Origin of the sequence: Bradyrhizobium sp. WSM471 (assembly GCF_000244915.1) — a bacterium.
Lineage (GTDB): Bacteria > Pseudomonadota > Alphaproteobacteria > Rhizobiales > Xanthobacteraceae > Bradyrhizobium.
The window spans coordinates 3,932,219-3,944,055 of record NZ_CM001442.1 but is presented as its reverse complement, the minus strand read 5'-3'; the positions used below and the strand labels follow the sequence as shown (position 1 = coordinate 3,944,055).

At 63.6% G+C, this 11,837-nt stretch carries 12 protein-coding genes; 6 read left to right on the top strand and 6 right to left on the bottom strand.

Annotated features, from left to right (window positions below; genetic code table 11):
- The first annotated feature begins 215 nt into the window (after window positions 1-215).
- From BRA471DRAFT_RS17355 to rnd, 5 genes are all read left to right on the top strand, one after another.
- On the top strand, window positions 216-1,067 hold the full coding sequence (locus BRA471DRAFT_RS17355) for a phosphodiesterase (RefSeq protein ID WP_007609412.1): 852 nt from the start codon (window positions 216-218) through the stop codon (window positions 1,065-1,067).
- A gap of 1 nt (window position 1,068) precedes the next feature.
- A complete protein-coding gene (locus BRA471DRAFT_RS17350) occupies window positions 1,069-2,019 on the top strand; it encodes a carbohydrate ABC transporter permease (protein ID WP_035974046.1) in 951 nt (316 codons plus the stop codon).
- Window positions 2,016-2,885: a carbohydrate ABC transporter permease gene (locus BRA471DRAFT_RS17345; protein ID WP_007609409.1), complete on the top strand. Its 870-nt coding sequence runs from the start codon at window positions 2,016-2,018 to the stop codon at window positions 2,883-2,885. Before BRA471DRAFT_RS17350 ends, BRA471DRAFT_RS17345 begins: the two co-directional genes overlap by 4 nt.
- 11 nt (window positions 2,886-2,896) lie before the next feature.
- Window positions 2,897-4,228 (top strand): ABC transporter substrate-binding protein, encoded by a 1,332-nt coding sequence (locus BRA471DRAFT_RS17340; RefSeq protein WP_007609407.1) that lies wholly within the window; start codon window positions 2,897-2,899, stop codon window positions 4,226-4,228.
- 411 nt (window positions 4,229-4,639) lie between these two features.
- Window positions 4,640-5,791: a ribonuclease D gene (rnd, locus tag BRA471DRAFT_RS17335; RefSeq protein ID WP_007609405.1), complete on the top strand. Its 1,152-nt coding sequence runs from the start codon at window positions 4,640-4,642 to the stop codon at window positions 5,789-5,791.
- A 134-nt stretch (window positions 5,792-5,925) separates the two neighbouring features.
- Here rnd and BRA471DRAFT_RS17330 read toward each other — a convergent pair whose 3' ends face one another.
- The 5 genes from BRA471DRAFT_RS17330 to BRA471DRAFT_RS17315 form a co-directional block, all read right to left on the bottom strand.
- Window positions 5,926-7,308, bottom strand: coding sequence for an aspartate aminotransferase family protein (locus BRA471DRAFT_RS17330; RefSeq protein WP_007609403.1), 1,383 nt, complete (start codon window positions 7,306-7,308; stop codon window positions 5,926-5,928).
- 158 nt (window positions 7,309-7,466) lie between these two features.
- On the bottom strand, window positions 7,467-7,637 hold the full coding sequence (locus BRA471DRAFT_RS38900; RefSeq protein ID WP_007609402.1) for a hypothetical protein: 171 nt from the start codon (window positions 7,635-7,637) through the stop codon (window positions 7,467-7,469).
- 30 nt (window positions 7,638-7,667) lie between these two features.
- Window positions 7,668-8,231: an isochorismatase family protein gene (locus tag BRA471DRAFT_RS17325; RefSeq protein ID WP_007609401.1), complete on the bottom strand. Its 564-nt coding sequence runs from the start codon at window positions 8,229-8,231 to the stop codon at window positions 7,668-7,670.
- Between the two features lie 25 nt (window positions 8,232-8,256).
- Window positions 8,257-8,877 carry a GNAT family N-acetyltransferase gene (locus BRA471DRAFT_RS17320; protein WP_007591919.1) on the bottom strand — a complete coding sequence of 207 codons (621 nt, stop codon included), beginning with the start codon at window positions 8,875-8,877 and terminating at the stop codon, window positions 8,257-8,259.
- Entirely contained in the window at window positions 8,864-9,481 is a 618-nt protein-coding gene (locus BRA471DRAFT_RS17315) for a hypothetical protein (RefSeq protein WP_007609400.1), read from the bottom strand. The genes BRA471DRAFT_RS17320 and BRA471DRAFT_RS17315 overlap by 14 nt, the downstream gene beginning before the upstream one ends.
- 71 nt (window positions 9,482-9,552) lie before the next feature.
- On the opposite strand from BRA471DRAFT_RS17315, the gene BRA471DRAFT_RS17310 reads away from it, so the two are divergent.
- The gene (locus BRA471DRAFT_RS17310) at window positions 9,553-10,593 is read left to right on the top strand and encodes a LysR family transcriptional regulator (protein WP_007609399.1); all 1,041 of its coding nucleotides are present in this window, start codon (window positions 9,553-9,555) and stop codon (window positions 10,591-10,593) included.
- Window positions 10,594-10,672: 79 nt separating this feature from the next.
- On the opposite strand, the gene BRA471DRAFT_RS17305 is transcribed toward BRA471DRAFT_RS17310, so the two are convergent.
- Window positions 10,673-11,821, bottom strand: coding sequence for an autotransporter outer membrane beta-barrel domain-containing protein (locus BRA471DRAFT_RS17305; RefSeq protein WP_007609398.1), 1,149 nt, complete (start codon window positions 11,819-11,821; stop codon window positions 10,673-10,675).
- Window positions 11,822-11,837: the final 16 nt, after the last annotated feature.

Below are 11,837 nucleotides of genomic sequence, written 5' to 3'. Positions count from 1 at the left end.
GAGATTGCCACTCGTTAGAGCAGCAATAGCACAACTTGAAGTTGGCTCACAGTTGTGGATTACGCCTTCGGCTAATCGACCCTACCGAGCCGAGCTTGTGGACGCCTCGCGCCTCGGGAACCGCTGTCATCAAACTGAAACACTCGCGCTCTAACGGCCTGTCAGGGCTGTCTTGCCGGAGGCGCCCATCCTCCAACGGTCCTGACAAGCGCGCCATGCCCTTCAAATTCATCCACATCACCGACACGCATCTCGCGAACCCCGGGCTGAAGCTGTATGGCCTCGACCCGCGCGCCCGACTGGACGCTGCGATTGCCGACATCAACAAGCATCACGTAGATGCGGCCTTCGCGGTCGTGACCGGCGACCTCACCCATTGGGGCGAGGCTGAATCTTACGCCAATTTCGCCGACGCAATGGCGGCGTTGAAAATCCCCTACATCGCCATGGTCGGCAATCACGACCGCCGTGTCGCCTGTCTGGACGGCTTGAGGTCCGCCCCGCGCGATCCGAACGGTTTCGTGCAGGGCACGCGCACCACCGAGCACGGTCTGTTCGTGTTTCTGGACACGCTGGACGAAACCAGCCACGCCGGAGAGATGTGTGCCAAGCGTCTCGATTGGCTCGTGAGCACGCTGGCCGCTGCGCCAGCCGACATGCCGTTCGTCGTTTTCATGCACCATCCGCCGTTCCCGGTCGGCGTGCACGCGATGGACGAGATCGCGCTGGCGCAGAGCGCCGAGTTCGCCGAAGTGATCGCGCCCTACCGCTCGCGCATCCGCCACCTCTTCTTCGGCCACGTGCACCGGCCGATCTTCGGCAGCTACGGCAAGATCCCGTTCTCGACGCTTCGCGGCACCAACCACCAGGTCTGGTTCGAGCTCGACGCTGCCGCAGCCGAGCATCTCGCCAGCCATGAGCCGCCGGCCTACGGCGTGGTGCTGATCGACGGCGAGAACCTGGTCGTGCACAGCCACGACTTCCTCGACAGCAGTCTGCGCTTTCCCTTCGAACCACCGGCGGGAGTGGACGGCCGCGACTATGCGCTCAATTTCCCGGCGCGATGAGATGAGCTTCGCAGAACCCGCGGCTCTCCCGGTCGCGGCCTCGGCGGCGCCGCGCCTGCGTGTCCTGAAGCGGTTCTCTCACCGCTTCAAGACCTCGCTGCCGGCCTATCTCCTGCTGCTGCCCTCGCTCGTCTTCCTCGCGCTGTTCACCTATGGTGCGATGGGCCGCGTGCTCGTCGACGCGCTGTACCAGCGCGCCACGCCCAGGGCGCCGGTCCGTTTCGTCGGTCTCGACAACATCGCAGCGGTGCTTGCGGATCCCGCCTTCACCGGCGCGGTCGTCAACAATCTCGTCTATGCCGTCGGCACCGCGGTCCCGAGCATCGCCCTCGCATTGCTGTTCGCGCTGGCGCTGGCGCGCACCAACGCCGTCACCAGTGCGCTGCGCGCCGCGCTGTTTTTGCCGGTGCTGATTCCGATGGTCGCGGCCTCCGCGCTATTCCTGTTCATCTTCCTGCCCAATGTCGGGCTGCTCGACTATTACATCGGCAGCCTGCTTCCGGTGCTGCCGAACTGGCTCGGCGATTCCGACATCGCGCTTTACGCGATCATGGTCATCACGATCTGGAAGAACGCCGGCTACTACATGCTGTTCTTCCTGGCCGGCCTCCAGGCGGTGCCGGAAGATGTCATGGAAGCCGCCCATCTCGACGGCGCCGGGCCGTACCAGCGGCTGCGCCACATCATCTTGCCGGAGCTCAAGCCCACCTTCCTGTTCGTCACGGTCATCGCCACACTCAACGCGGTCACGCAGGTCGACCACGTCTTCGTCATGACCAAGGGCGGCCCATCCAACGCGACCAATCTCGTGCTGTTCTACATCTACCAACAGGCGGTCGAGCACTACGACATCGGCAAGGCTTCGGCAGCGACACTGCTGACGCTTGCGGCGCTGATGGGCCTCACCGCGCTCTCCTTCCGGACGATGGCAAACCGCGAGGGCGGGTCATGAGGCTGTTCGACCGTCTGTTCAGGGACGCCCCGCTCGCCACCCGCCGGGAGATCACGCCAAAGCTCGGCTTTGCGCTGACCGTGCTGCTCGCGGTGGTCTGGCTGATCCCGTTCCTGTGGATGGGTGTGGCGACGCTGCGCCCGGCATCCGACGGCATCAACCTCATGGCCGAGCTGATGCCGAGCCTGAAGCCGACGCTCGACAACGTCAGGGACGCCTGGGACATCGGCGATTTCCCGCGCTACACCCTCAACACCATCATCATCTGCACCGGCATTCTCCTGGTGCAGGTCTTCACGATCACACTGGCGGGCTTTGCCTTTGCGCGGCTCGACTTCGCCGGAAAATCGCTGATCTTCTATCTGTTCCTGATGCAGCTGATGCTGGTGCCGGTGCTGCTGATCGTGCCAAATTTGAGCCTGGTGGCGCAGCTCGGCCTCTACGACACGCTCACCGGCGTGATGATGCCGTTCTTCGCTTCCGCCTTCGGCACCTTCCTGATGCGGCAAGCGTTCGAGGCGATACCGACCGAGCTGGAAGACGCTGCCCTGATCGACGGCGCCAGCCTGCTCCAGCGCATCCGCCACATCTACGTGCCGCTGTCGATGCCGAGCTTCTCGGCCTTTGCCATCATCTCCGTGACCAGCCATTGGAACGACTTCCTGTGGCCGCTGATGGTGATCAATTCGCCGGACAAGCGGCCGCTCACGGTCGGGCTCTCCGTGTTCACCGCGACCGCGGAAGGCACGCAGGCCTGGGGCACCATTGCCGCGGGCACGCTGATGGTGATCGCGCCGCTGCTCGTCACCTTCCTGATCTTCCAGAAACGCTTCATCAGCTCTTTCGTCACCTCAGGCATCAAATAGGAGATTTCTCGATGCTGTTTTCCCGCAGGCTCATGCTTGGTTTTGCCATTGCAGGCACTTTGGCAAGCGCCCTCACCTTCCCGGCGCTGGCCGAAGGCCCGACCGAGATCGACCTGTTCTTCCCCGTCCCCGTCGACGGCAAGCTCGCCCGCGACATGGGCACCCTGATCAAGGAATTCAACGAGGGACATCCGAACATCAAGGCGACCGCCGTCTACACCGGTTCCTATGACGACACGCTGATCAAGACGCGCGCCTCGATCAAGGCCGGCAAGCCGCCGGCTGCGGTGATCATGTCGGCGAACTTTCTGCTCGATATGCAGATCGAGAACGAGCTCACAAACCTCGATCCCCTGATCGCCGCCGACGGCACCACCAAGGAGCAGTTTCTGGGCCAGTTCTTTCCGGCGCTGCAGGGCAACGCGGTGATCAACCGCTCGGTCTATGGCGTGCCATTCCATAATTCGACGCCGCTGCTCTACATCAATGCCGACAAGGCGAAGGAAGCGGGCCTCGATCCGAGCAAGCCGCCGCAGACCTGGGCCGAATTGACCGACTGGGCCAAGAAGCTCACCAAGCGCGAGGGTGACAAGGTGACCCAATGGGGTATCGCGATCCCCTGCGCCTACGACTATTGCGGCTGGATGATGGAAACCCTCACCATGACCAATGGCGGGCGCTACTACAACGAGGAGTTCGGCGGCGAGGTCTATTACGACACGCCCTCGATGCTGGGCGCGCTGACCTGGTGGAACGACCTCGTCACCAAGCACAAGGTTCACCCGCCCGGCGCGACGCCCGGCCCTGCCGTCAGCACCTCCTTCATCTCCGGCAACGCCGCAATGATGATGCTCTCGACGGGCTCGCTGACCTATGTGCGTGACAACGCCAAGTTCGCCTACAAGGTCGCCTTCATCCCGCGCAACGTCCGCAACGCCGTGCCGATCGGCGGCGCCTCGCTGATCGTTCCCGCGGGACAGGAAGCCGACAAGCAGAAGGCCGCCTGGACCCTGATCAAGTGGATGACCTCGCCCGAGAAGAGCGGCTGGTGGAGCCGCGCCACCGGCTATTTCGCGCCCAACATGGCCGCCTACAAGACGCCTGACATGGTCGAATTCCTGAACAAGAACCCGGACGCCAAGACCGCCGTCGAGCAGCTCGACGTCGCCAAGCCCTGGTTCGCGACCTACAAGACCGTGCCGGTGCGCAAGACGCTGGAGGACGAGGTGATGCTGGTTCTCAACGGCAAGAAGCAGCCGAAGGAAGCCCTCGTCGCCGCCCAGAAGGCCGCCGACGAGACGCTCAAGCCGTACAACGCGGAGACGTCGCTGAAGCTGCCGTAAGGCCTGCTGCAACGTCAAACGAACGTCGGCGCCCCGTCCTGCGGGGCGCCGATTTCGTTTTGGACGGTCGCCCCCGTTAACCCCGCGTCCACCATCCGGCCCGGCCCGCCGCCGGTAACCACGAGAATTAACAGACCCTCAATTCGCCCCAGACAAGTTTAGCAATGTTTCTGAGGGGTTTTGCCGTGGATCTATTGGTTTTCGAGTTCCTGGGGCTGGCGCTGGTCGCCATGTGCGTGGTCGTGGTGGCACTGCCTTGCGCGCGCAAACCCTCCCGGCGGGTCCGCTACGAATAGGATTTTCGTCGGAAAATGCGATTCCGGCCCAAATGCAAGGCTCGAATTCGCTTCGAGCCCCTTGACATCACAGCGCTTTCGGCAGAACGGCTGATGGACTTGTCATGGGCCGTTCATGGATTTGATTACCACCACCGCTGACCTTGCGGCTGCCTGCAGCCGGTTGGCCAAGCACCCCGTCATTACCGTCGATACCGAGTTCCTGCGCGAGACCACCTATTACCCGCTGCTGTGCGTGGTGCAGATGGCCAGCGCCGAGGAAGCGATCGTCATCGACACCCTGGCCGCGGGCATCGACCTCAAGCCGTTCTTCGAGCTGATGGCCAATGAGGCTGTACTGAAGGTCTTCCACGCCGCCCGCCAGGACATCGAGATCATCTGGCACCAGGCCAACATCATTCCGCACCCGGTGTTCGACACCCAGGTCGCGGCCATGGTGCTCGGCTACGGCGACAGCATCGCCTACGACGCGCTGGTCGAGAAGGTCACCGGACACCGCCCGGACAAAACCCACCGCTTCACCGATTGGTCGCGCCGGCCGCTGACCAAGGAGCAGATGCATTACGCCGTGTCCGACGTCACGCATCTGCGCGACGTGTTCGCAGCGCTCGATGCCGACCTCAAGAAGCGCCGGCGCAGCGAATGGGTCTCGATCGAGATGGAGGTCCTGACCTCGCCCAAGACCTACGACTTCCACCCCGAGCGCGCCTGGGAACGGCTCAAGACGCGGGTGCGCAAGCCCAAGGACCTCGCGGTCCTGATGGAGGTCGCCGCCTGGCGCGAGCAGGAGGCGCAGAGCCGCGATGTGCCGCGCGGCCGCGTGCTGCGCGACGAGGCCGTCAGCGACATCGCAACCCACGCGCCGAATACGATCGAGAAGCTCGCAAACCTGCGCTCGGTGCCGAAGGGTTTTGAGAAATCCAAATGGGGCGCCGACATCGTCGCCGCCGTCGAGCGCGGGCTGGCGCGCGATCACGCCACGCTGCCGAAGCTGGAAAAGCCGCGCAACAACAACAATGGCGCCGCGATCGTCGAGCTGTTGAAGGTGCTGCTGCGCATGACCGCGGAGCGCCATGCGGTCGCCAGCAAGGTGATTGCGACCGTCGACGATCTCGAGGAGATCGCGGCCGACGACGAGGCCGACGTGCCGGCGCTACGCGGCTGGCGCCGCGAGCTGTTCGGCGAGGCCGCCCTGAAACTGAAGCGCGGCGAGCTGGCGCTGGCGGTCGAGAAAGGCCGCGTGATCGGGGTTCAGCGGGCGGAATAGGCCCGATGCCTGGCTCTCGCCACATCGTCGTTGCGAGCGCAGCGAAGCAATCCAGAATCTTTCCTCGGAGTCAGTCTGGATTGCTTCGTCGCTTCGCTCCTCGCAATGACGAGGTGAAAGCTGAAAGCTTCCCCCTACGCCGGCGTCAGCTTCGCCACTTCCGGCTTCATGTCGTCCAACACACCTGAAATCGCCGCGACCAGTTCGTCGATCTGGGCCTTGGTGACGATCAGCGGCGGGCAGATGGCGATGGCGTCGAGCATGTTGCGCGAGATCACGCCGCGTTCCTGCAGCATGCGGCTGGCCATGCCGCCGACGGCGCCCGGCGTTGCCGCCGCGGTTTTGCGCGCCTTGTCCAGCACAAGTTCGATCGCAGCGATCATGCCGACACCGCGGACCTCGCCGACCAGCGGATGGCTGGTGAGTTCACGCAGCTTGCCTTGCATGTAGCCACCGAGCTCGGCGGCGTGCGCAACCAGGCCCCGCTCCTCGATGATTTTCAGATTCTCCAGCGCAATCGCCGATCCGACCGGATGGCCACCCGCGGTGAAGCCGTGGCCGAGCACGCCGATCTTGTTGCTCTCATCGGCGATCGGCTCGAACATGCGAGCGTTCATCATGATGGCCGACAGCGGAAAATAGCTCGAGGTGATCTGCTTTGAGACCACGATCGCGTCGGGCTTGATGCCGTAGGTTTCGCAGCCGAACATCTTGCCGGTGCGGCCGAAGCCGCAGATGACCTCGTCGGCGACCAACAGGATGTCGTACTTGTTCAAAACCTTCTGGATCTTGTCCCAATAGGTCGCCGGCGGCACGATGACGCCGCCTGCGCCCATCACCGGCTCACCGAAGAACGCCGCGATCGTGTCCGGGCCTTCCTTCTGGATCAGCGCATCGAGCTCCTCGGCTCGCCGCGTTGCGAAGGCTTCCTCGCTCTCCCCGGGCGCGCCGTCCTTGTAGAAATGCGGTGAGCCCGTGTGCAGGATGTTCGGGAGCGGCAAGTCGAAAGAGCGGTGGTTGTTCGGCAGGCCGGTGAGGCTGGCGGACGCGATGGTGACGCCGTGATAGGCGCGCATCCGGCTGATCACCTTCTTGCGCTGTGGCTGGCCGAGCGCGTTGGAGCGATAGGCAATCAACTTCAGAACGGTGTCGTTGGCCTCCGAGCCGGAATTGGTGAAGAACACCTTGCTCATCGTAACAGGCGCGAGCGCGACCAGCTTCTCGGCAAGATCGATCGAGGGCCCGTGCGATTTGGCGGAGAACGTGTGATAGAACGGCAGCGCCTGCATCTGCTTGTGCGCAGCCTCGACCAGCCGCTTCTCGTTGAAGCCGAGCCCGACGCTCCACAGGCCTGCCATCGCCTCGAAATAGCGCTTGCCCGAGGCGTCGAACACGTAAGGGCCCTCGCCGCGTTCGATCACCAGGGGACCGGCCTGCTGATGGGCGCGCGCGTTGGTGTAAGGATGGAGCTGGTAGGCCACATCCCGGGCCTCTTGCGAATTGGGCAGCATGGACATTTGCAGGCATCCTTGAAAGCGTCACGTCGCCGGCGCGGCCAGCGTCATCACTCGATGATCCAGCTCCTTGGCTATTGCCACCGCGCAAAACTTGCAACGTCAATTCGTCGGCAGCAAGCGCTCAGCAGCGTTGCACAAAGCCGCACATCGGGCAGCTGTCACGCCGCGCCGTCGTCATTCCCGTCGCTGTCGGCGGCGGCGGCTTCCCGCACCTCCACCAGCGCCATCGAGAGCAGATACACCGTCGTGGGCAGACCAAGACGGCGCGCCGCCTCGGCGGCACGCGACAGGTCGCTTGCCAGCTCCTCGAGCTGATCTCCCCGTGACAATGTCCCACTCCATCCGTCGATTGCGGCCGCCTACACCGCAACGGCGCCGCTGGTTCTGATCAGTTCGGCGCTGGACTGGATTGTAGCAAAATTCCCGATCACATTCACTACCGCATGCTTGTAGGCGGCGGCATCGCCAGTTCCCGGCTGCCGGCAGGCGACGGCGTCGGCCACCACCTGGTAGCGATGACTGCGGTGAAACCCGTCGATAGCGGTGGCCAGGACAGTTTCGTCCAGGGAAAAGCCCGCGAGCACGCAACGGACATTGCGGATATTGGACATGTAGTCCACAAAACGCGCCGAACTATAGGCCGACGGCAGCGGGTGCTCGAACGTCATCTCTCCCGGCCGCGGCTTCGCCTCCGCGATCCAATCGGTCAGCTTGGATGCCGGATTGAACCAGGCCGCCTGCGCGATGCGCTTCAGATGCATCACCGGCCAGAGATTGTCGCGCCAGAACGTCAGCAGTTCCACGCAGCGCGCGGTCGCGGCATCGCCGTCGAGGATGACGTGGCGACGTCCGGGGGTCAGGTATTCGACCTGGAGATCCGCGCAGACCAGGATCGGCGGATCGTCGGTGATGGAAACCAGCATGGTTTTGCGCGCAGCTGCACCAGTTTCAACGGCCAGCGAGCGCGACGTCCCGCAGCGGCGACGTCACGGCCCGTCCTGCCGAGGCGTCGAGCACGCCCGGCCGGTCCCAATCGCCCTCGGGGCGGATGATCACGTACGGATCGCTGTCCAGCGTAATGGCATCCGGGCCCGGTTCGATCTCCAGCAGCATTTCCGTGTAGGAGAAGTCGGAAAAGGTGATCTTGCGATTGTGACCAAGCGGCTTGGCGCCGAAATGGGCCCAGAAATCGACCAGGCGGTCCTGCGCCTGGCCGTAAATCTTGCGAAAGCCCTTGCGCTTCACATAGTCGACGCTCGCTTGTACCAGCTTGAACGAGACACGCGAGCGCCGATATTGGTGCCGCACCGCAAGCCGTTCCACCTTGGCGAAATCGCCGAAGAACCGCACCCGCAGACAGCCCGCAGGCTCGTTGCCGACATAGCCGATGAAATGCGCGGCGACCATGTCGTTGCCGTCGAACTCCTCATCGAACGGGCAATCCTGCTCGGCGAGATAGACGGCTGAGCGGATCGAGGTGACCAGCATGAGATCGCTGAGATCGCGCGCGAGGCGAATGGTGATGGCGCGGGAATCGGGCTTCGCGAGCGGAATCCTAGTACCGTGCATCTGCAAAACTCCTTGCTTGAATGATCGCGCCCGGCATGCGCATCGGCTGCCGATGCCAGGGCCGCTCGTAGCACCACAGGTCGGGTTGGAAGCTTGGAACAGGCTCGAAGCCTGTCGCCTTCATGATGTCGCGGCCGGCCACGGTTGACGGCTGCGCATAGCAATCCGCGTTGCGAAACCTTAGCTGTCTCAGATGAGCCGCGGCCTTGCCGAGACCGGCGACGCCGCGCCCCGTCGCAGCGATCGCCCAGATGTAGATGGCGGAAACGTCCTCCTTCGCGGACGCGAGATGGCGCGTCTCCGGCGCGGTGAGGCAGATCTCGTCGAGCAGCAGCGCATCATGCCCGCGATCGTTGAGAAACAGGAAAGCCATGCCCCCGACGAGGTTGCCCTTCCGGCTGAAAGTCAGGATGCTCTCGGGATCGTAGGCGAAATATTTTGCAAGCTCAGTCGCCCCGATCCGAACGCCCGGCACCAGCCGGTGCGCCAGCTGCGAAAGCGCGGCGATTTCGGAAAATTGGGCGCGACGTACGTCGACATCCGGACTGAGCGGCAGCGCGTCGAAATCATGCCTTGCGGCAAACGAGCCCCTTTCCATACCCATGTCACCCCTCTATCGTTTGCGGCTTTCGTGCCCCGCTATGACCAAGAGCTTAGCGGCTGGGGATCAGGCGTATGCAACAGTTATTGCACCGGGGTGCTGCGGTGATGCAGCACCGTGAAGAAGCCCTGGATATGTCCTGGGACGATTTGAAACTGTTTTTAGCTTGCGCAAAATATAAAAGTTTCCGCAACGCCGCCGAGGAGCTCGGGCTCACCTCCACCACCCTGATGCGCAGGATCGACCGGCTCGAAGAGAGCATCGACTGCAAGCTGTTCCTGCGCGACCAGAGCGGGCTCACGCTCAGCGACGAAGGCAGCGCGATGATCGCCGACGTCGCGCACATGGAGCGTCATGCCTTCAACGTGTTCCGGCGTGCTTCGCGATCGTCGAACGATATGTCAGGCACCGTGCGCGTCGCGGTGACGGAAGGCCCCGGCAATTTCTGGATCCTGCCGCGACTGATCGACTTCCAGAAGACCTATCGCAAGATCACCGTCGACCTGCGCTGCGCGATGGAACAGGCCGACGTCGCGCGGCTCGAATCCGATATCGCGATCCAGCTCGAGCCGCCGACCAATCCCGATCTGATCGTCGCCAAGCTCGGCCGGCTGCACATCTATCCCTTCGTGTCCAAGGAGTACGAAAACCTCTACGGCGTGCCGGCGAGCCTGGCCGAGCTGAAGAACCACCGCATCATCAAGCAGAGCGCCCCGCAGGTCGACGACGGCGCTTATGCCCGCGTGCTCGGACTTGAGTCGCTCGAGGGCATCGTCGGGATCAAGACCAATTCCTCGGTCGGCGTGCTCTATGCGGTGGAGCGCGGCGCCGGCATCGGATTCCTGCCGACGGTTTCGATCGCGCTCGGCGCCCCGCTTGTTGCCGTCGATCTCGGCGTCAGCCACCACGCCGATCTCTGGCTCACCTATCACAAGGAATTCCGCGCCTCCGAGCGCCACAAGATCGTGGTCGATTGGCTGAAGAAAATCTTCGACCCCAAGATCCATCCCTGTTTCCGCGACGAATTCATCCACCCGAACGCGCTGGCGCCGATGATGACGGCCGCGCGCGAGGGTTTTGGATTGACGGGATATGTCGCGGCAATGCCGACTTAAAGCTCGAGCATGATCATTTCGTAAAACCGCGTCGCAGTTCTCCGGATCCTCCTCTGGGCCGACGCGGGCAGGCTTCGCCTCACCACCGATGTTCGAAGCCGACCGTGCCCTGGTGCGACGTCAGCTCGTTGCGGAACTTGCCGTCGTAATTGACGTAGAGCCGCGCCGTGTTGGTCAGGCTGAGCGAGGCCGAGGCGCCGGCATCCATGCCGTAGCGGCTCTCGCCGATGCCGGGCACGACGATGCTCTGGGTCCCGAGGCTGACCTGCACCGATCCCAGGTTCTGATGGAAATTGTCGACGAACTTGCCATAGGCGGACAGGTCCAGGATCTTCTGGTCGAAGATGAAGTAGCGCCCGATCTCGGCTCCGATCATGACCCGCCCGCGCGAGAGCGCCGTCGAGCCGACATTGAGTGGATCGAGGCCGCCAACCTCCTGGAACGCGACGCTGGTGGCGCGGACATATTCCAGTGCGCCCTTCGGTACGACGCGCATTTGGTCCTTGGTCCAGTAATAACTGATCTCGGTCAGGGCGCCGTCGACTGCGGCGCGATAACCCGCGGTCGCAAGTCCCAGACCCGTATCCCGGCTCGAGCGGACCTTGCCGAAGCCGTGCACCAGGGCGAAAGCCCAGGTCCATGGGCCCTTGTCGACGGAGCCGCTGAAGCCGAGTTGCGTCAGGTCCAGCGTCGCAGACTGAAGTGCGAGCGGCACGTCGATGTCGGTGTGGCTCTGGTCGACGGAGAAGCCGAGATTGACACCCGGCGCGAGCCGCGCGCCGAAGCCTGCGACACCGCCAAACGTCTTGCGCTTGTCGCCGACAAAGTCTCCTTGCGCATCTGTCCGGACCGAGATGCCGTAGCCCTCGAACCAGGTGCGGTAGCGCGGATCTTCTGCGCCCGCCGATGCGCCGCCGCCGCCGGGATTGGTCCGAAACGCCCGGTTGATGCCGCCAGATGCCTGGTTGCCGAGCCGCTCCAGGAAATTCGAGCCGAGATTGAGCGCGCTGTTGCCGGCCGACTGGTCGTAATTGGTCGCTGTCGGCATCGGAATCGGCGTCGGTGACGGCGTGGGAGTCGGGGTCGGCGTGGGCGTCGGACTTTGCGCAAAGCCTGATGTCGTCGAGAGTACCACAATGAGCGCAAACGCCACGGCAGCCGCGATCCAACGGACGCGGTTCAGCCTGATCGCCTGCCGTGTCTCTGAGGGCTGCGAAATGCAGCACATGGCGACAAATCCCGAA